Consider the following 20,341-nt stretch of genomic DNA (forward strand, 5'->3'; position numbering starts at 1 on the left):
GTTCTTCACACAATGATCCACATCACACCTCGGTCGACAACCTCACCAGGCGCATAACGGACGAGACCAGGCCCACCAGGCGAGGAACGCACTAGGACATCAAGGGCAATAATCTGCCTACTTCAAACGTCCTCTGAGGTCCGGCGCGTGAGACCGGAGGAGCCGCGAGGAGACGGCGGTTCAAGGAGTGGACAGGGGCTCGGCGACGATAGCCGTCGAGCCCCTGCCGGCCTCAGTGGAAGACCCGCTCCACGAACGCGTCGAGGTTGCCGCGCAGGCGCTCGATCTGCTGCTCGACAGTGAGGGACTCCTCCATGCGCCCGCCCGGTGCCGCCTTCTTCCTGCCCCGTACGTACAACGAGCAGTCCAGGTCGGCGCAGATGTAGAGGCCCACCGAGTTGCCTTCGCGGCCGGCCGGGCCTGCCTTGGGGGCGGTCATGAGGGAGACGCCGCTGCCGGGATGCGTGGTCAGGCACAGCGAGCACAGGCTGCGGCGCAGGAAGCCGCGGTTGGCGGAAGCGAAGCGCAGGGACAGGCCGACGAGTTCACCGGCGCGTTCGACGACGAGATACCTGCGATCGGGCGCGGACAGATCGAACCAGCCCAGGAAGTCCAGGTCGTCCCAGTGGTCGAGGTCCGCCAGGTTCTTGGGCAGGGGGAGGCGTTTGGCCTCGCCCTTCGAGCAGTTGACGAACGAGGTACGGATGTCGTGCTCGGTCAGGGGTTTCATGGAGGATCCTTCGGGGTGAGGTGGCCGGTGGCGGGACTCGACTCCGGCTCGCTAGGCCGGTGCGGCGTTTCCGGCGCGCTTCGGCGTCTTGCGCCGTACGGTGAGGCCCGCTACCAGGGCGGCGAGCAGCAGGACGCCTGCCGAGCAGCAGTAGGCGACGGAGAAGCCGTGCACCATGCCTTCGTTGAGGGTCGCGCCGCCGTGGGCCGGATCGTGCAAGTGCGAGTGGAGGTAACGGCTGGCGGCGCCGGTGGCGATGGTGTTGAGCAGTACGGTGCCCAGCGAGGCGCCCATCTGCTGAACGGTGTTGAGGACAGCCGAGGCCACACCGGCGTCCTGCGCGGGCACGCCGGCGGTGGCCATCGCGTAGACCGGCATGAAGGTCAGGCCCATGCCCAGACCGAGCAGCAGCAGGGCGGGCAGCACATGCGGGACGTACTGCGCATGCACGGTCAGGCTGCTGAGCAGCACCATGCCGGCAGCGGCCAGCACCATGCCGGACGACATCAAGGTGCGCGGCGCCGCGCGTGGCAGCAGGCGGGCCGCGATCTGGGTCGCGCCGATGACGATGCCGGCCGAAATCGGGACGAAGGCCAGGCCGGTCCGCACCGGCGGGTAGCCGAGGACGACCTGCAGGTAGTACGTCAGGAACAGGAAGACACCGAACATGCCGACGGTGGCCAAGCCCATCGTCGCGAGCGATCCGGCCCGGACACGGTCCTTGACGATGCGCAGCGGCAGCAGCGGGCTCGCCGCGCGGCTCTGCCACCACACGAAGGCGGCGAGCAAGATCACGCCGGCCAGGAGCAGCGTGAGCACCGACGGGCTCGTCCAGCCGCGAGGTTCGGCCTCGCTGAAGCCGTACACGAGGGCGACTAGCCCGCCGCAGCCCAGCAGCGCGCCCGGCACGTCCAGGTGCCCGCCCCGGCGGCCGGAGCGGTCGCGCAGGAAGGCCGGGGCGCCGAGCAGGGCGGCCAGCGCGATGGGCACGTTGACGTACAGGGACCAGCGCCAGTTCAGGTACTCGGTCAGCAGACCGCCCACGATCAGCCCGACCGCGCTGCCGCCGCCGGCCAGCGCACCGTAGACCCCGAACGCCCTGGCCCGCTCCTTGGAGTCGGTGAACGTCGTCGTCAGCAGCGACAGGGCCGAGGGCGCCAGGACCGCCGCGAACGCACCTTGCAGGGCCCTCGCCGCGAACAGCATCCCTGGACCGGCCGCCGCGCCGCCCAGCGCGGAGGCCGCGGCGAACCCGGCCAGGCCGATGACGAAGGTGCGCCTGCGGCCCACCAGATCTGCGATCCGGCCGCCGAGCAGCAGCAGCCCGCCGAAGGCCAGCGTGTAGGCGGTGATCACCCACTGCCTGTCGGCGTCCGACATGCCGAGAGCGCGCTGGGCGGAGGGCAGCGCGATGTTCACGATGGTGCCGTCAAGGATCACCATCAGCTGGGCGAGGGCGATGACGGCCAGCGCCCACCAGCGCTTCGGATCCGGTGTCGGAGTCGCGGTGGGAACCTCGCGGTTCGGGGAACGGTCGGTGGCCGTGGAAGGGGTGGACGGGAGGGATTCCCCTCCGCGACGTTTCTTGCTCATGGCGATCACGCACGTTTCGTGTCGAAGTGCTGTCGAGACAGCCGGCCAGGGACGGTCGCAGTGGTGACGACGGGCCGGTGTACGCAGCACGGGGACACGGCATGGCGGTGGGGCAGCGGGAACCGCGGACAGCACCCGGGGCCTGCCTCACCAGCCGCGTGTCACTCACGTCGGCGCTCTTGCTGGTCCTGAGGCGGAGAGTGCCGAGATCACGGTGACCAGCAAAAGAAGGGCCCGTCTTCGGGCACGCGCCCCCGCGGCCCCCGCGGCGACGAACCGCGCAGGCCAGGACATCTCGTGACGCGGCATCTCAGGAAGATGCCGAAGACAAGAAACAAGAAGGGGGAAGAGTTACCGCGCGCCGCAGAGGAGGGAGGGCACACGGCCGGAGGCAACTATGGCCGCAACGCATTCGGCACGGTCCATGTCTCTCGCCTCCTTCCGGGCAGGGCACGCGGTGCGTGTCGACGCCGAGCGCGCCGAGCGGGGCGGCAGGGAATCTGCCGCGCGAAATCCCGGACAGGATATCCCATCGACGCCGGCGCGCGACCGGAATTGCCGCCCGCCCGAGCTGGGGGAAGAGGTGGTGCCAACCCCGGGCCGGGAGTACGGGCGGGAAGCCGTTGACGATGTCTGACAGCACGACGAGTTCGGCCGATGCGCCCTCGTGCACCGGTCCTCATGGTGGCCAGGAGGTGGGGGAACCATGCCAGGTCGAGCTGACCAGAGGCGCCCAGAGTCGGCGGCCTTGGCCACGACGGCCAGTGCCTCCTCGGTGATCCGGGGCAGGTCGAGGATCACCACGTCGGCCGTGGGCGTTCCGGGCCGTATCTCGTCGACGGTGGGGACAGCCGCCACGACCCGCGTCCGCATGCAATCGATGGTCTGCTTCGCCAAGCCCGCTCGCGTGATCGCCTAATTCGAGACCGTCCCCTACTCGGTCGTTCATAGGCACAGTCCCCATCCGGGGCCCCAAGAAGGAAGCCGTGCACCGGGTCGCGATCGCTGCGCCGCCGATACGGAGGAGGCCGAGCGAAGCGCCGGCGGTGCCACCGGCGTCCAACGACGCGCCAAGCTCGGCGTGTCATGCCCGACACCACCTCGGTCCCAGCGCTGGGAGCAGCAGGACGCCCGAGGTCTGAAGGCTGTCTTCAACCACGCGGGCGTACCGGTCGACATCCGCAACGTCGGCGGCATCCGGGACCTGTTCGTGCGGTTCGTCGACGAGATGATCGCGGAAGGGGCGCGGGTTCTCATGATTACCAACCGGACTCACCGTCGGGCAAGGCGGTGCTCACCAAGGCCAAGGCTGCGGGCGTCCGGACGATCGACTACGACCGGTTCACCTTCAATGGTGACGCCGACTACTACGTCTCCAACGACGGCATCGCCAACGCCGATATCGGCGTACTCAAGAGGAACGGTCTCAACGGTCAGGTGCCGGTCACCGGCCAGGACACCACTGTGCAGGGGCTGCAGCACATCCTGGCCGGTGACCAGCGCATGACCGTCTGCAAGGACATCGAACCGGAGGCCGAGCGCGCCCCCGGAACTCGCCGTCACGCTCTTCAACGGGGGCGTCCCAGCGGTCGCCGACCAGGTGAAGAACCCCCGAGTCGGGCGCCTATCCACCATTCGTCAAGCTCACGCCGGACGCGATCACCAAGACCTCCATCGGGAAGGTCACCGATGCCGGTTTCGTCCCCCGGGCCGACATCTGTAGCCAGACGTACGCCCGGCTGTGCGCGGAAGCCGGAATCTGAAGCCAAGGGTTTGGCACGTCGCCACGGAGGACGTCACAACTGACTTGACCAACTGGTGAACTGAGTTCCGATGTTTGACCATGCCCTCGGGGCAGGGTATGCAATTGCGGCATGGATTCGCAGGGCGGGTGGAGCACACGCGAGCTGGCCGAGCTGGCTGGCACGACGCTGAAGACGGTGCGGTATTACCACCGGATCGGATTGCTGACGGAGCCGGACCGTGGGGCCAACGGATACAAGCACTACCAGGTCGCCCATCTGATCCGGCTGTTGAGGATCCGCCGTCTGGTGGCTCTGGGCGTACCGCTGGCCGACATCCCCACGCTCGACGAATCAGAGGAGGACGCCGAGCGGATACTCCGGGCTCTCGACGCCGAGCTGGCGGCGAGCATCGAGCGGCAGCAGCGGATGCGCGCGGATCTGGCCGGGTCGTTGCGGCATCTCGACCCGGCCGAGCTGCCACCGACTTTCCGGGAGATCTCCGGTGATCTGTCGGAGTTTCATCGGGCGTTCGCGTTGCTGGGTTCCCGGATCCACGATCCCTGGGTGGCGGCTCTCCTGAGGGGAGCACTGGCGACGCCGCGTACGGATGTCGGTAGGGAGTTCGACGCTCTCACCGAGGAGGCGAGCGGTCAGGTCCGGCAGGACCTGGCCGAGCGCTACGCCCCGGAAGTGGCGCGCGAGCAACGGAGCGAACCGCGCCTGACGGATCCGGCGAAACGCGGAGCGGCGGGTGGTGATCCCCGCAACTGGTCGCTCTTCCTCCAGGGAGTTCCCGAGCTGTACAACCCGGCCCAGATCGATGTTCTGCGGCGCATCAGCGCGATCCTCCGCAAGAGGTCTGACTTGGTCTCCCCTGAGCAGTCGGATTCGAGCGAGCCGGAACCCCGTCGTGGGCCGGATTCCGGCCAGTCCGCTGACACTGGGTGAGACGCGATCGTGCCCGGCCGGTTCGAGTCCGATCCGCGGACGGCGGCCCGGGCGGTGGCCGGCAGAGGGGGAGGGTTGTGGGGACGGCGCGGCGGACGCGGCCGGCCCGGCGATCGCAAGCCCAGCGGCGGTCGGCAATGCAACGCTCATCATGGCGACAGCTTTGGTCATGGTCGTCTCCTTGTTCGGTCGTCGAGCACGATCTCCGGTCCGGTCTCCCCCTGCGTCGCCCAGGAGCGCAGTCGGCGTTGTGGTGGGCGGAGCGCCTGCCTCTGCCATGCCGCCCCAAACGTGCGATCGCGACAAACGGTTCACGAGTCACGGGAGGGCGACTTCGTGGTCAGGTGGACCTGTTTCGCTCTCCGTCAGTCGCTTTGGGCTTTGGCGACCTTGACTGTGCCGTAGGGGCATGGGGTGGAATTCCCCGGTGCAGAAGAACCTCGGATGGAGCACTCGTGAGGTGGCCGAGCTCGCGGGCACGACGCTGAAGACTGTCCGGCATTACCACAACGTCGGGCTGTTGGAGGAGCCGGAACGCCTGCCGAACGGCTACAAAAGGTACACATTCAATCATTTGGTACGGCTGCTGTGGATTCGTTGGCTCGTGGGCCTCGGCATGCCGCTGGCCCGCATTGCTGCGATGGACGAGTCGGACGAGGGCGTAGCGAAGCTGTTCCGCACCATCGACGACCAACTCGCGGCGGGTATCGAGCGCCAGCGGGACGTGCGTACGGAACTTGCCGCGATCTTGCGGCATCGTGCTCTGCTTGATCTGCCGTCGGGCTTCGGCGACGTCACCACGGACCTGTCCGAGCCCGGGCGGACCTTCCTGCTGATCTGCTCGCGGGTCCTCGAGCCCGCTGTCCTGGAGGCGCTACGGGAAGTGCACAAGTTCCCGCGCTCCGAGGTGAGACGTGAGTTCGACGAGCTCACTGATGAGGCCGATGACAGGTACCGGCAAAGCGTGGCCGAACGTTTCGTCGTCGAGGTCGTGCAGGAGCAGCAGGACTATCCCCTGCTGCGTGATCTGGGCGAGCGGGCGGCGTCGGGCGAGGATCCGCACCTGACCGCAGTACTGAGGCGGGGGGCCATCGAACTGCACAACGCGGCGCAGTTGGACGTCCTGCGGCGGATGAACGCCATCGTCTACCCCAAAGGCAAGGTTACGACGCCACCCCCTACCGGCTGATGAAATCCCCCTGGCTGCGCACAACAAGGGCGGCAGGCGATGCTCAGCGATCGAAAGGAATGTCAATGACGGAGTCAAGCCGTCTGCGCGACCGGCAGGGAGGAGACGAAGAGCCTCTTGTCACGCAGCATCGCCCAGAGGACGTCAGCCCGTCGGCGGGTGAGCGCGAGCAGCGCCTGGGTGTGCAGCAGCCCCTCGGCGTGCTTCCTGAGGTAGCGGTCCCGGGACTGGCCGGGGCGCATCATCGCCGTTTGGGCGGCCAGGTAAAAGGCGTGCCTCAGGCGCCGGTTGTGGCGCTTGGGCCGGCGATAACTGCCAGTGCGGCGGCCGGAGTCCCGGGCCACGGGGGCCAGGCCCGCGTGGGAGGCGAGGCGGCCGGCATCGCGGTAGCCGGACAGGTCGCCGACGATGGCAACGAACTCTGCCCCGAGGATGGGACCCATGCCGGCATGGACTCGATGATCTCGCTGGCTGTCAGGCGCCTGACGCCGATCCGCCGTTGGGTGGCCGGGGTCTGGTACTCGGTCAACATGATGACCGGGCCCTTCACCGCGGAGTATCGAAGGTTCGCTCCAGCACCGGGCAGATGCCCATGAGCAGGTCCCGGAACGGTTGATCAGCTGGACGCGGTCGGCGATCAGGTCGGCCCGGTAGTTGGTCACCACCTGCAGCGCGGAGACGAGCCCTGGTGGTGTGTCCGGCGGGGCGAAGTCCTGTCGCATGCGGGCCTGATCAGCGATGACGCGGGCGTCCTTGGCGTCGGTCCTTCCCTCGCCCCGGTAAGCGCCGGACACGCGGATGACCGTCCGGCCGGGCATGTGGACGACCTGCTGGTCGTTCACGATCAGCAGGGCCACCAACAGCGTGCAAGCCCGGCCGGAGATGGCCACCGCCCACCGCACCTCGTCGGCCCGCTCGCTGGCGGTCTCGACGAGAGTGAGGATCTCGGCCTCGTCGTTGATCACCTTCGTCGAGAACAGCGTCTCGCCGTCGGCGTCGACCCCAACCGCCCAGTGACGCCCCTTGCCGGCGTCGATGCCGACCATGTCCGCGTGTGAGGCGTGCTCAAGCCCGTCGCTCCGTTCCACCGTGACCAGCGCCTTCATGGCCCGAGGAACACTCCGCCGACAGGTCCCCAACCAGCGATGACCGCAGTTCTCAATCAGTGGTCGGAGCGTCCCGGAGGACCAGGCGGCCATTTCTTTCGAGGCATCAGCGGCAAGCAACCATCAGCCATACCCGGTCCTCCCGGACCGGCCAGCATTCTTTAGGGAGGGGCCATGATCTATCACCACAACCGGATCACCTTCAGGGCCGGGGTCACCGCAGAGCAACGGGAGGAAGGGCTCGAGTATTTGCGTGCTCAGGGCCGGATTGACGCCGTGAAGTCCTTCGTAGTCGGCAAAGAGGTGGGCGGCGACTACTCGTGGGGGGCCGTCTTCGTCATCGAGAACCTCGACGACTACTGGGACTATCTGACCGATCCGGCACACGTACGCACCATCGAGTTCGGTGCATCCTTGCTCGAAAGCCTCGTCACGTACGACACCACCGATGACCCTGACCCGGAGATCGGCGAGAAGATTGCCCTTTTGCAGGAACGGTTCGCGAAGCAGCCCGAATCGGATCCGCTCGCGAGGGAACTGCCGTCGTACAAGGCTTGACCGTGCCCCACGGGCATCATTTTCAATGATCGAATCTCATTGCAACGTCTGGAGAAGGAATGCGGAGAGCATTGGCGGCCGCAGCCGCCGTTGTCGTTGCCGCGTCGTCGGTCGTGGTTGCGCAGATGTCGCCGGCGGCGGCGCGCGACGCCCTGAGGTGGAAGCCCTGCGCGGCGGCGGTCGGCGCACCGGGTCTGGAGTGCTCGACACTCCGAGTGCCCCTGGACTACCGGCGTCCGGAGGGCCGGAAGATCGAGATTGCGATCTCCCGGCTGAAGAGCAAGAACCCTTCGCAGCGTCGGGGCGTGCTGCTGACAAATCCGGGCGGACCTGGCGGGCCCGGCCTGGATTACCCTGCCCTTCTCACGGATCCGACGGTCCCGCATCCGCTGCCGCAGAGCGTACGGGACAGGTACGACGTGATCGGCTTGGATCCTCGTGGTGTTGGCCTCAGCTCGCCGGTGACCTGCGACGTCACGCCGGAACAGCTTGCGCCTCGCTGGTTGCCGTACCCGGAGAGCCCGGGCGAGGTAATGCGGCATGCCGGCGTAGCGCGGACTGTCTCCCGGCAGTGCGCGACGTCGGAGACGCAGGATCTGTTGCCCCACATCACTACCGCGAACACCGCACGTGACATGGACCGGATCCGAGAAGCGCTGGGTGAGCGTAAGATTTCCTACTTCGGTGGGTCCTACGGCAGCTACCTTGGCGCGGTTTACGCGACCTTGTTCCCGTTACGCGGCGAACGGATTGTGCTCGACAGCGTGTTGGGTGCCGGCGGTTATGATCACAAGGCGCAACTCCGGTTCGCCATCGGGTTCGACGATCGGTTCCCGGACTTCGCCAGGTTTGTGGTGGCAAACCCACAGTACGGGCTGGGCACCACGCCCGCGCAGGTCCGAGCCAAGTATCTGAACCTCGCGGCGCGGCTCGACCGCAAGCCGATCGGCGGCGTCGACGGCTCCCTGCTGCGCAACCTGACGCATGAGGCGCTCTACGCCGACGTGCTCTTCCCAGGCCTTGCTGAGAAGATGAAGGCGCTCGACGCGAGTCAGCCAGTGCAGGTGACCCCGCCCGCCGGCGACATGGACAACTTCTACTCCTCGCACTTCTATGTGCTCTGCGGTGACTCGAGCTGGCCGCGATCGCTTCGGACCTATCAGCGTCAGGTCGCGACGCAACGGGCCAAGCATCCGCTGTTCGGTGCGGCCGCAGCCAATGTCAATCCTTGCGCGTTCTGGCGAAAGTCGGCCGCGCCCCCGGTACGCATCCATGACCGCGGACCGTCGAACGTGCTACTCGTGCAGAACCTGCGTGACCCGGGGACGCCCCTGGTCGGTGCTCTGGAACTGCGGCGGGCGTTCGGCAACCGGGCCCGGTTGGTCACGGCGGACCAGGGCGGCCACGGTGCCTACGGACTGTTCGCAGAGAACATGTGCGCCAACAACACGGTCACGGCCTTCCTGACCACCGGCGAGCGTCCGGAACGGGATCGCGCCTGTACGGCGGAATCATGACCGGTCACCACCGCCTTGACCATGCCCTCACGGCATGGCGTCGACTGGCCTGATACGAGAAGCCGCGAGGGAAGCGAGATGTTCAGCAAGGAACGAAAGCGGGAACGAGCTGCGCAGCGGGTCGAGCCTGGCAACGGTCAACCGGTGAAAGCTTTCAGCTGGTGGCAGCCAATATTTCGATCGTTGCACCACCTGCGCCTGGCGGAGGCCGCGCACGCGCGGGGGAACTCAGATCTCCGAGGCCCGGCTGCCCGCGGCATTTCCCGTGCCGGGAGGTGGATCGGGGTAGCTGCGACGAGCTTCGGTCTCAAGCGCTGCCACTACGTGACCGAGGACGGCACCGAGGAACAGCTTCTCCCCGCCTCCGCCGAGGGGCGCCGGGCACGACTCGGCAGTGAGCGTCCGGCGCTCAGCCGCTTGATCGGTATCGGCTCGTTGCTGATGGTCGTCATCCCACTGCTCCTGCTCGTCCCGCAGCTGGCCGAGGCGGCCTCTCGTGTGCCGCAACTGGCCAAGCGGTTCGGGACGTTCACCTCGCCGATCGACCTACTGCGGTGGCTCAATACCGCGCTCGGTGTGGCAGCAGCGTCAGCGAGCGTGGAGCGCGGGTCACGCATGCGGTAAAGCCGCCTGCTGGACGGTAGCTGACTACGACGGCCGGGTGCGCTGCGGCGAGTCTTCCTGGTGGCAGACCGTTCACCCGTACACCGATGAAGCTTCTCAACAGACGAAGGATCACCATGTCAATCACTCTTCCAGCCCTGCACCACGTCGGCATTGTCGTGGCCGATGTGGAGGCGGCGGCCCTCGACCACGAGCGCCGGTGGGGAGTCACCGCGGGCCCGATCGTCGATCTCAGCTTCTCCCAGGCTCAGTTGTCCGGAGTTCCCACCGACGTGTCCGCCCGCTACCGCTTCATCGACACCGGTGCCTCACAGATCGAACTCATCGAACCGACCTCCCAGCCTTCGCCATACGACGAACTGTTGTCTGTCGGCGGCGTACACCATCTCGCTTACTTCGTCGACCGGATCGATGTTTACCTGGACCACTTGCGCGGGCTCGGGGAGGAGGTCGAGGTGACCTTCGACGCCTCCGTGGCCGACGGGACTCGATTCGTCTACTTGAAGGGACTTGCGCATGAGCCTGCCATCGAGCTCATCGAGAGGCGCGCCGCTGGGTGACGAACCGAAAGGAAACCTCAGTGAAGCGGCGATCCGAAGGTCCTTCTTCAACTGCAGCCGCGCGGTGAGGCGACGCGAATCAAGGTGCTGGCCGATTTCCCCGACACCCCGTGGGACCTTCTACGGGTGTATCGACCCGTCGGCACCGCTGCGCGTCACAATCGTCGTACCGGACGACAACGAACGCGTGCAGTCGGTGATGCTGCGCAAGGCCGAGCATTCGTCCCGCGGCGGCGTTGGTCGGACCGTCCAGACGCAAAGGCAACTCCGTCGGTGAGCACCTGTGCTCGGATCTGACCTACTCACTTTGTCTTCGCAGGAAAGGCCAGGCCCGGATGAGCCTGGTTACGAGGAGACAGTCGCTGAGGAAGTTGTACGCCTTTGTCCGGCGCATAGCGGTGTGACGATCGCGTTCATGTATCGAATCGTCATGGCAGGGCGCTTACCACTGAGGAGCGGCGGGTGAGCGGCCGCCGGGCGGTCCCGGTCACGTTGCGGCCGGCGGCCTTGACCACGGGGAGTGCTCCTGGCGCATGTTCTGCGGCAGGAGCACGCTAGCCGGTCCCGAAAGGCTTGTTATCGGACCCGCTCAGGAGCAGTGGACGTTCCCGTGCGGCAGCTTCCCGCTGAGCAGGAACAGATTGGCGGCGTCGGTGGCGCAGGTTGCCGGGCCTTGATTGCCGTAGACGAGGTGGCCGCCGGCGCTGACGGTGACCAGCGCGCTGCGGTTGCCGAGCGCCTTGTGCATGCCCTTGCCGGTCTCGAGGGGCGTGTTGGGGTCGCGCTCGTTCTGCAGAATCATGATGTTGCGCTCGCCGCGGCCGGTGATCTTGACGACCGGCTCGATCGGTGTGCTGGGCCAGAAGGCGCAGGGCCAGACGGTTGCCGGGGCGCCGGCCGTCAAAGGGTGTGCCTTACGGTCCGCGGCTACGGCACGGGCATAGGTCTTGATGTCGCGTGGCCAGCTGATGTCGTCGCAGGCCACGGCGTACGCGGCGGCGATCGCATTGTCCGCCGGAACGCCGGGCGAGACGCCGGCACTTGCGCTTGCGCTGGGAAGCAGCTGGTTCAGCCAGGCGATGTCCTCCTCGCCCGCGTTGCCGGCGGCCAGGCCGGCGGCGGCACGCCACGTCTGTGCGAGCACCGGAAAAACTTCGTCGGGCTGGCCGAGCAGGGCGGACGTGAGGTAACGGAGCAGGTCGCCGTTCAGCGTGGTCGGAGTGCCCGGAACGGCAACCGGCCGGGTGTCGAGAGAGGCGGCCAGCTTGAGGTACGCGGCCTTGACGGCTCGGGGCGTACTTCCGAATCCGGTCTCGCCGGGGTGATCTGCAGCGAACTTGGCGAAGTCCGGGAATCGATCAGCGACGCCCTGGCTCCGCGTGGCGAACTGGTCATGCCAGACCCGGCTCGGGTCCACGGCGCTGTCGAGCACGAAGCGATCAGCGTTCCGGGGAAACAGAGTCGCGTAAACGGCGCCGAGATAGGTGCCGTACGAACTGCCGAGGTAGGAGATCTTCGGCTGTCCGAGAGACTGCCGGATCCGATCCATGTCGCGGGCGGTGTTCGCGGTCGTCAGGTATGGCATGACGTCGCCGGACTCGGCGGCGCAGCGCCGGGCGACGGATCGGGCCTCGACGACGTTCTCGGCGATCGAGCCGTCCGGGCGGGGGTAGGGGGTCGGCGGCAGGAGTTCATGGGCGGTGAGGCCGCAGGTGACGGGATCGCTGTGGCCCACCCCGCGAGGATCGAATCCGATCAGGTCGTAGGAGGCCAGCACCGGCCCGCTCGTCTGCTGAGCGACGACGCTCGGCCAGTTGAGGCCTTCAGAACCCGGACCTCCGGGGTTGACCACCAGAATGCCGCGCTTCTTGGCCTGGTCGGTGGCAGGGATGCGCGATACGGCGATGGTGACCTGCTTGCCTCGGGGCCGCCGATAGTCGAGCGGGACCTTCAGCGTGCCGCACGATTGCCGCCGATCGACCTGCACGCCAACCGGCGGTGAAGGGCAGCTCCCCCAGGAAATCGCGGACGACTGCGTCAGGTCAGCGGTGTCCTGAGTCAGCGACATGAGCAGTTCGCCGGCCGCCGCGGTGTGGGGGAGGGCGTAGGCGGCCGCACCGGCGACGACGATCGCGGCGGCTGTCACCGCGAGTACTTTCTTCATGGTGTCTTCTCCAATCTCCGGGGGGAGAAGATCACGTGCCCTTGGGGCGTAGTCAACCACTCGGGTGGAACCGACAGTCCACTGCGCCCATACGGGAAACCGGTTGTCGGAAGGCGTTGTGGCCGTCCACGAGTTCTTCGGTGTCCGCCGGGAACAGCACCGCGAGCCGATCTCCCGCGACATCGCCGACCTGCGCCCCATCACTACGACGTTTCGGTGGTCAAGGCTGCGGATGGCGGTGTGCGTCAGAACCCGTACGCCGTGCCCGATGCAGCGCTCGTCCACGTCGAAGTCGCTCTGGTGCAGTGTTCAGTGTGTCTGAGTTTCCCGGGCTGAGTGCCGCCCGCCGCCGCATCTGCCAGTCACAGGGCCGTGCGGCACAGGCGCTCCGTGACGCCTGACCGTAATGCCCGTATCCTCATCAATGCCAGACTCTCTTCCGAGCAGCGAATTGTCGCGGGCGCAAGTGAGGCGAAGCGTGGTTCGGTCCGGCGAGGAATCCAAGCCTGCGGGACGTGCGACGGACGGCACGGGGCCCGCCAGTCCGCGTGAGCTGTTTCTCCAGGGCGAGCCCGTCGCGGAGGGCGTACGGACGTCGATCCTGAACTCGTGGCAGCGCTCCCGCTCCCTGGGCCTGTCGCCCGATGCGCTCGACCTGCCCTACCGGGAGGACTTCGACACGGGCGGCCGTATCGTCCGGGCGTCCGTGCCGGTGCTCGATCAGTTGCAGGCCACGTTCGCCGGGACCCAGGTCAACATCTCCGTCGCCGATGCCAACGGGACGGTGCTGCTGCGCCGCTTCGGGGATCCCTCGATGGCCAGGAGTCTGCCGGCCATCCAGGTCGTGCCCGGGTTCGTGTTCGCCGAGCAGGTCGCCGGCACCAACGGCATCGGGCTGGCCCTGGCGGAGCGGCAGCTCATCCGCGTCTTCGGCGCAGAGCACTTCGCGGAGCGCTCCCAGCAGAGCGCCTGCGTCGCGCTGCCCGTCCGGGACCCGCTCAGCGGACGCATCGAAGGCGTCCTGTGTCTCGGCTATCCGCGCGGTTTCGAGCGGCCCGTCCTGGGCCTCGCCATCCGCAGGGCGGCGCAGGGCATCGAGCGGCGGCTGCTGGCGCAGAGCTCCGCGCACGAGGGCGCCCTGCTGCAGACGTACCTGACGGCTGTCGGGGCCGCAACCGGCGGTCCGCAGCGCGGCGTGGCGATGGACGCGCTGGCGAACGAGTTCCGTTCCCGTGACGAGGCGATCCTCAGGGAGAAGGCCGCCGAGCTGATCTCCGGCGCGCAGCGGGGGGCCGTCGAGGTGGCCCTTCCCGACGGCCGGCGGGTGACCCTCGTGAGCCGCCCGGTGACGAGCGGCTCCGGGGTGCGGGGCATCGCCATCGAGGCCGTGCTGCCGGGCGCCCCGGTGGGGCAGCTGCTCTCCGTATCCCGCCAGACGGACGAGCTGCCCACCCTCACCGCCCCGCTCTCGACCGCGCGCCCGGCGATCATCTTGACGCCCGGCCATCCGGCCGCGGTCCCCGGCCCGGTCATCACGGCCAACGGAGACGCAGGCCCGGCCGGGCCGCACGCGACCGCCGAGCCCGGCGCGAGACTCTCGGCGGCGGGCGACGGTCGTGCCGTCGGCCCGGTCGCGGGCGCCAGTGGGCGGGGGTCCGCCGAGCCGGACGCGGCCGGTGGTCACCTCTGGGCCGCCGAGCCCGGCCCGGTCGGCAGGAGCAAGGACGGCACCGAGCCCGGCCCTGTCGGCAAGGGCACCGGCGTCACCGAGCCCGACGCGGCCGTCACGGCCGGCAGGGGCCAGGGCCAGAACGCTTCCGAGCCCGCGCCGCCCCTCACGGCCGGCACAGACCAGGACCCGGCGGATGAGCACTCCGAGGCGGCGGCGCTCCCTGCCCGGGCGCTGGTGATGCTGGGGGAACCGCACGTCGGGGCCTACGCCCTGGCCGCGCGCCGGCGTCTGGAGCTGCTGTCCGAGGCCAGTACCCGCATCGGCACCACCCTGGACGTGCTCCGCACCGCGGAGGAACTGGCCGAGACCGCCGTCCCCGGACTGGCCGACTTCGTCACCATCGACCTCCCCGACGCCGTACTGCGCGGCGAGGAGTCCGCCGATCCCCTCACCGACCTGCGCCGTACGGTCCTCCATGGCATCCGTGGCGGCCTGCCCTTCACCCAGCCCGGCACGCGCATCGACTTCGGCCCGACCGCGCCCCAGCTGCGCTGCCTCACCAGTGGCGAGGCCGTGCTGGAGCCCGACCTCGGGGCCGCAGCGGGCTGGCTCGCCCAGGACCTGGAGCACACCGCGCGCCTGCTGACGCACGTCCACTCCCTGATCGCGGTCCCGCTGCTCGCCCGCGGTGTCGTCCTCGGCATCGCCAGCTTCTACCGATCCGGTGACTCCTTTGGGGACGACGACCGCTCCCTGGCCCAGGAACTCGCCTCCCGCGCCGCACTGTCGATCGACAACGCCCGGCGCTACACCCACGAACGCAGCATGGTCCTGGCCCTCCAGCGCCGGCTCCTCCCCCACGGCCTGCCCGACCAGGACGCCGTCGAGGTCGCTCATCGCTATCTGCCCGCCGAGTCCGACGTGGGTGGCGACTGGTACGACGTCATCCCCCTGTCCGGCTCCCGCATCGGGCTCCTCGTCGGCGACGTCGTCGGCCACGGCATGCTCTCCGCGGCCACCATGGGCCGCCTGCGCACGGCCGCCCGCAGCTTCGCCGAGCTCGACTTCCCGCCGGACGAGGTCCTCACCCACCTGGACAACCTCGTCGGCCGCCTTGACCGGGAGGACCCGGACGGCAAGGGCCCCGGCGTCATCGGTGCGACCTGCCTCTACGCCATCTACGACCCGACCACGCAGCGGTGCCTGATGGCCCGCGCCGGGCACCCACCGCCCGCTATCGTCCACCCTGACGGCACCGTGACCTATCCCGAGCTCCCCGCCGGGCCCCCGCTCGGCCTCGGAGGCCTGCCCTTCGACGCCGCCGAGGTCGATCTCCCCGCGGGCAGTCAGCTGGTCATGTACACCGACGGGCTCATCGAGGACCGGCACCGTGACGTCGACGTGGTCCTGGAGCAGTTGCGCGAGGCACTGGCCCGCCCCGAGCGGGCCCCCGAGGAGACCTGCCGGGCGATCCTGGACACCGTCGCACCCGCGCACCCGAACGACGACATCGCCCTGCTCGTCGCCCGCGTCCACGCCCTGGACCCTGACCGGATCGCCGACTGGGAGATGTCCGCCGACCCGGCCCTCGTCGGCGAGGTCCGGGCGTCCGCCATGCGGTGGCTGTCCGACCGGGGACTCGACGAGGCCGCGTTCGCCGCGGAGCTGATCCTCAGCGAACTGATCACGAACGCCATCCGGCACGGCGCCGCGCCCATTCGAGTACGGCTGCTCTACGGCCGGACCCTGATCTGCGAGGTCGCTGACGCCAGCAACACCGCCCCGCACCTGCGCCGCGCGGCCAGTACCGACGAGGGCGGCCGCGGTCTGTTCCTCGTCGCGCAGCTCTCACAGAGCTGGGGCACGCGCTACCTGCCGGAGGGCAAGGTCATCTGGGCCGAATGCGGGCTCGACGCCGCGTGACGAGGCAAGCGGCCCCCGAGCCGATCCCTTTCCCGTCCATTTCCCGTCAAGTTCCCATCCGGTTTCCCGTCCGGGAGGGCGCTCCATCGGTGCCGCGCCCACATCCGAGAGATGCCTGAAGTGCTGTAGTTTGATCGGGTGTGTGACGCTCCCGACATGCCGGCGAAGGCGGCTTCGCCCCTCGGGCCCGAACCCTTGGTCCGTATCCGCGGGCTCAGCAAACGGTTCGGCGGCACCATCGCGCTGGCCGGGGTCGACCTGGACGTCCACCCCGGCAGTGTCCTCGCCCTGCTCGGGCCCAACGGCGCGGGGAAGTCGACCCTCATCAAGATCCTCGCCGGAGTCCACGACGCCGACGCGGGACGGATCACCGTCGCCGGGGAGCCGCTCGCCGGCCCGACCGCCACCCGGAGCATGTCCTTCATCCACCAGGACCTCGGGCTCGTGGAGTGGATGACGGTCGCCGAGAACCTCGCCCTGACCGCCGGGTACGCCCGCCGGTCCGGGCTGATCTCCTGGCGACGTACCCGCGAGCGCTGCACCGACGCGCTGCGGATCGTCTCCGCCCGACTCGACCCCGGCACCCCGGTCTCCCGACTCGCGCCGGCCGACCGCTCACTGGTCGCCATCGCCCGGGCACTGACGGCACACGCACGGATCGTCGTCCTCGACGAGCCGACCGCCCGCCTGCCCGCCGCGGACAGCGCCCGGCTCTTCCGCGTCCTGCACGACCTGCGCGACCGAGGGCACGCCATCCTCTACGTCAGCCACCGCCTGGACGAGGTCTACCAGGTCGCCGACACCTTCGCCGTCCTGCGCGACGGCCGTCTCGTCAGCCACGGCCCGCTGGCCGGCCTCAGCCCCGCCCGACTGGTCCACGACATCGTCGGCGAGGCGGACGAACCAGCGGTCCACCGCACCGCCGGAGCCCCGGCCGACGCGCAGCCCGCCCTGGCCCTCGACGGCGTACGCACCGCCCGAACCGGGCCCGTCAGCCTCGAACTGAGAGCCGGAGAAGTCCTCGGACTGGTCGGCCTCTCCGGAGCCGGGCACATGGACCTGGGCCGCGCCCTCGCCGGCTCCCATCCCCTCCTGGACGGACGGGCCGTGCTGCACGGGCGGCCGTACCGCCCCCGCTCGGTCACGGAGGCCGTCGCCCTCGGAGTCGGCCTCGTACCGGGCGACCGGCTACGGGAGGGCTGCCTCGCCGAACTGACCGTACGGGAGAACCTCCTGGCCAATCCCCGCGCCGGAGGCACCACCGCACCACGCTGGATCGGCCCCCGCAGCGAACGGACCCGGGCCGCGGCTCTGATCGAACGGTTCGCCGTGCACCCCCCGGACACCGAGGCTCCCATCGCCACACTGTCCGGCGGCAACCAGCAGAAAGTCATGATCGGCCGCTGGCTGCGGTCGGACCTACGGCTGCTGATCCTCGAGGAGCCGACCGCGAGCGTCGACGTCGGCGCCAAGGCCGCGATCCACCGTCTGCTCCAGGAGGCACTGGAGGCGGGCCTCGCGGTCCTGCTGCTGTCCACCGACTTCGAGGAGGTGGCGAGCCTTTGCCGGCGCACGCTGGTCTTCGTGCGCGGGAGCGTGACGGCGGAACTGAGCGGCCCCGCCCTGACCGTCGCCGGACTCACCCGGGCGGCCTCGGCCCTGCCCCCGTCCACGGCCCGGCACTCATGACGCCGCCGCCCCGGCCCCGGCACCGTCCCGGCGGCCACCTCGTCGGCGCCTACGGCCTGCTCGCCCTCACCGCCCTGCTCTACCTGGTCTTCTCCCTCGCCCTGCCGGACACCTTCCCCACCCGGGACACCGTCGACTCGATCCTGTCCAACCAGTCGATCCCGGCGATCCTCGCGCTCGCCGCCATGGTGCCCATCGTCACCGGCGCGTTCGACCTCTCCATCGGCTACGGCCTCGGCCTGGCCCACGTGATGGTGCTGTGGCTGATCGTCGAGCAGAGCTGGCCCTGGCCACTCGCCTGTCTCACCGTGCTGGCCGGAGGACTGGCCGTAGGCGTCCTCAACGGCGTCGTCGTCGAGTTCGGCCGGATCGACTCCTTCATCGCCACCCTCGGCACCGGCAGCATGATGTACGCCGCAACCGGCTGGATCACCGACGGCGGCCGCATCGTCGCCGGCCCGCAGGGCCTGCCGCCCGCGTTCACCGACCTCTACGACTCCTCGTTCCTCGGCCTCCCGGTCCCCGCCTTTTACGTGCTCGCCCTCGCGGCCGTCCTCTGGCTGGTGCTGGAGCGGCTGCCGCTGGGCCGGTACCTGTACGTCGTCGGCTCCAACCCGCGCGCGGCCGACCTCGTGGGCATTCCCACGCGCAGGTACACCGTCTACGCATTCGCCGCCTCGGGCCTGATCGTCGGTCTCGCCGGCGTACTGCTCGCCGCCCAGCAGCAGATCGGCAACCCCAGCGTGGGCCTGGACTACCTGCTGCCCGCCTTCGTCGGCGCCCTCCTCGGCTCCACCGCGATCAAACCCGGCCGGCCCAACGCCCTCGGCACCGTCGTCGCCGTCGCCGTCCTCGCCGTCGGCCTCACCGGCATCGCCCAGCTGGGCGGCGAGTTCTGGACGGTCCCGCTGTTCAACGGCGGCACCCTGCTCATCGCCGTGGGCCTGGCCGGCTACGCGGCCCGTCGTCGGCTGCGCGGCGGCGCGGTCCGCGACACACCCCCCGCGCCGCCCCCGGCCCCGTCCTCCCCGGCGCCGGAGAGCGGAACGTCACCGCCCTGACCCTCGGCACGCCCACCGCGTCGATCCCTCACTGGAGCTCCCGTGCACCGCACCCGCAAGGCCGCCACCGCAGCCCGCACCGCGCGGCTCGCCTCCTGCGCCCTGCTGGCCACGGTCGCCGCCCTCGCCGGCTGCGAACGCGGTACCTCCGACAGCCCTGACGAGACCGCGACGGGACCGAACGGCTGCCCCGCCGTCCACGCCCGGGCCCAGGAAGCCGTCACGCGGGCGCAGCGAAGCGACATCCCCTGGCGCGGGCCCACCAGCGGCCCCGCAGCGGTGTCCGGCAGGACGATCGTCTACGTCGCCCAGACCATGACCAACCCCGGCGTCGCCGGCGCCGCCCGCGGCGTGCAGGACGCCGCGCGGACCATCGGCTGGAACGTCCGGGTGATCGACGGCGGCGGCACCCCGGCCGGCATCCAGGCCGCCATGAGCGAAGCCGTGGCCCTGCGGCCCTCGGGCATCGTCATCGGCGGCTTCGACCCCGACTCGACGGCCCAGCAGACCGCCCGGGCCAACGAACAGGGCATCCCCCTCGTCGGCTGGCACGCCGTCCCCGAGCCCGGCCCCAGCCGGCAGCCCGACCTGTTCACCAACGTCACCACGCGCCTCCAGGACGTGGCCCGGATCAGCGCGCAGTGGATCATCTACGACTCCCACGGCCGCGCCGGCGTCGTGCTCATCACCGACGCCTCGATCCCCTTCGCGCGGAACAAGTCCGACCTGATCCGCAAGGACCTGGCGAGCTGTCAGGGTGTACGCCTGCTCTCGGTGGAGAACATCCCGATCCCCGACGCCAGCACCCGCACCCCTCAGCAGATCTCCTCCCTGCTGTCCCGCTTCCAGGACCGCTGGACCCACTCCGTGGCCATCAACGACCTGTACTTCGCCGACGCCGCCCCCGCGTTCCGCGCCGCCGGTGAGAAGGGCTCGGGGCCGCCCTTCAACATCGGAGCCGGCGACGGCGACCCGTCCGCCTTCCAGCGCGTGAACAGCAGGCAGTACGAGGCCGCCACCGTGCCCGAGCCGCTGTCCCTCCAGGGCTGGCAGATCGTCGACGAGTTCAACCGCGCCTTCTCCGGCCGTCCCCACAGCGGATACGTGGCACCGGTGCACATCGCCACGGCCGCCAACAGCCAAGGCGCGACCACCTGGGACCCGTCGGGCTACCGGGAGGCGTACCGGAAGATCTGGGGGAAGTGACGACCGCTCACTTCGGTTCGCGCTGCGGGCGGTGACCGCGAGGGAACCGGATGCCC

General features: G+C 69.4%; 14 protein-coding genes and 1 pseudogene. 10 read left to right on the top strand and 5 right to left on the bottom strand.

All coding sequences use genetic code 11. The features are described 5' to 3' along the window. Positions 1–232: 232 nt before the first annotated feature. From BFN33_RS02600 to BFN33_RS51240, 3 genes are all read right to left on the bottom strand, one after another. Positions 233–730 carry an FBP domain-containing protein gene (locus tag BFN33_RS02600; RefSeq protein ID WP_069758178.1) on the bottom strand — a complete coding sequence of 166 codons (498 nt, stop codon included), beginning with the start codon at positions 728–730 and terminating at the stop codon, positions 233–235. A gap of 51 nt (positions 731–781) precedes the next feature. After that, complete coding sequence (locus BFN33_RS02605) at positions 782–2,323, bottom strand: MFS transporter (protein ID WP_176742282.1); 1,542 nt, start codon at positions 2,321–2,323, stop codon at positions 782–784. Positions 2,324–3,595: 1,272 nt separating this feature from the next. After that, entirely contained in the window at positions 3,596–3,895 is a 300-nt protein-coding gene (locus BFN33_RS51240) for a hypothetical protein (RefSeq protein WP_141757935.1), read from the bottom strand. A 302-nt stretch (positions 3,896–4,197) separates the two neighbouring features. On the opposite strand from BFN33_RS51240, the gene BFN33_RS02620 reads away from it, so the two are divergent. Together BFN33_RS02620 and BFN33_RS02625 are read left to right on the top strand one after the other, a co-directional pair. Beyond that, on the top strand, positions 4,198–5,016 hold the full coding sequence (locus tag BFN33_RS02620; RefSeq protein ID WP_069758181.1) for a MerR family transcriptional regulator: 819 nt from the start codon (positions 4,198–4,200) through the stop codon (positions 5,014–5,016). Between the two features lie 427 nt (positions 5,017–5,443). Continuing rightward, complete coding sequence (locus BFN33_RS02625) at positions 5,444–6,205, top strand: MerR family transcriptional regulator (RefSeq protein ID WP_218108946.1); 762 nt, start codon at positions 5,444–5,446, stop codon at positions 6,203–6,205. Positions 6,206–6,279: 74 nt separating this feature from the next. On the opposite strand, the pseudogene BFN33_RS55370 reads toward BFN33_RS02625, so the two are convergent. Beyond that, positions 6,280–7,274: pseudogene (locus BFN33_RS55370) on the bottom strand (transposase). Between the two features lie 211 nt (positions 7,275–7,485). Between BFN33_RS55370 and BFN33_RS02635 the strand changes: the two are divergent. From BFN33_RS02635 to BFN33_RS02650, 4 genes are all read left to right on the top strand, one after another. Continuing rightward, positions 7,486–7,869 (top strand): Dabb family protein, encoded by a 384-nt coding sequence (locus BFN33_RS02635; RefSeq protein ID WP_069758183.1) that lies wholly within the window; start codon positions 7,486–7,488, stop codon positions 7,867–7,869. Between the two features lie 71 nt (positions 7,870–7,940). Further along, positions 7,941–9,386 (top strand): alpha/beta hydrolase, encoded by a 1,446-nt coding sequence (locus BFN33_RS02640; protein ID WP_370743237.1) that lies wholly within the window; start codon positions 7,941–7,943, stop codon positions 9,384–9,386. Positions 9,387–9,464: 78 nt separating this feature from the next. After that, a complete protein-coding gene (locus BFN33_RS02645) occupies positions 9,465–10,010 on the top strand; it encodes a hypothetical protein (RefSeq protein WP_079140532.1) in 546 nt (181 codons plus the stop codon). Positions 10,011–10,096: 86 nt separating this feature from the next. Then, positions 10,097–10,570, top strand: a complete 474-nt coding sequence (locus BFN33_RS02650; protein ID WP_079140533.1) for a VOC family protein — start codon at positions 10,097–10,099, stop codon at positions 10,568–10,570. 589 nt (positions 10,571–11,159) lie between these two features. Here BFN33_RS02650 and BFN33_RS02655 read toward each other — a convergent pair. Beyond that, positions 11,160–13,019 carry an alpha/beta hydrolase gene (locus BFN33_RS02655; protein WP_079140534.1) on the bottom strand — a complete coding sequence of 620 codons (1,860 nt, stop codon included), beginning with the start codon at positions 13,017–13,019 and terminating at the stop codon, positions 11,160–11,162. Between the two features lie 193 nt (positions 13,020–13,212). Between BFN33_RS02655 and BFN33_RS52995 the strand changes: the two genes are divergently transcribed. The 4 genes from BFN33_RS52995 (at position 13,213) to BFN33_RS02680 (ending at position 20,285) form a co-directional block, all read left to right on the top strand. Then, positions 13,213–16,329, top strand: coding sequence for a SpoIIE family protein phosphatase (locus tag BFN33_RS52995; protein ID WP_069758187.1), 3,117 nt, complete (start codon positions 13,213–13,215; stop codon positions 16,327–16,329). A 156-nt stretch (positions 16,330–16,485) separates the two neighbouring features. Then, positions 16,486–18,018 (top strand): sugar ABC transporter ATP-binding protein, encoded by a 1,533-nt coding sequence (locus tag BFN33_RS02670; protein WP_088245237.1) that lies wholly within the window; start codon positions 16,486–16,488, stop codon positions 18,016–18,018. Beyond that, positions 18,015–19,079 carry an ABC transporter permease gene (locus BFN33_RS02675; protein ID WP_069758189.1) on the top strand — a complete coding sequence of 355 codons (1,065 nt, stop codon included), beginning with the start codon at positions 18,015–18,017 and terminating at the stop codon, positions 19,077–19,079. Before BFN33_RS02670 ends, BFN33_RS02675 begins: the two co-directional genes overlap by 4 nt. 42 nt (positions 19,080–19,121) lie before the next feature. Continuing rightward, positions 19,122–20,285: a substrate-binding domain-containing protein gene (locus BFN33_RS02680; RefSeq protein ID WP_069758190.1), complete on the top strand. Its 1,164-nt coding sequence runs from the start codon at positions 19,122–19,124 to the stop codon at positions 20,283–20,285. Positions 20,286–20,341 lie beyond the last annotated feature (56 nt).

Source organism: Streptomyces sp. LUP47B (assembly GCF_001746295.1).
In the GTDB taxonomy this organism is placed as follows: Bacteria; Actinomycetota; Actinomycetes; order Streptomycetales; family Streptomycetaceae; genus Streptomyces.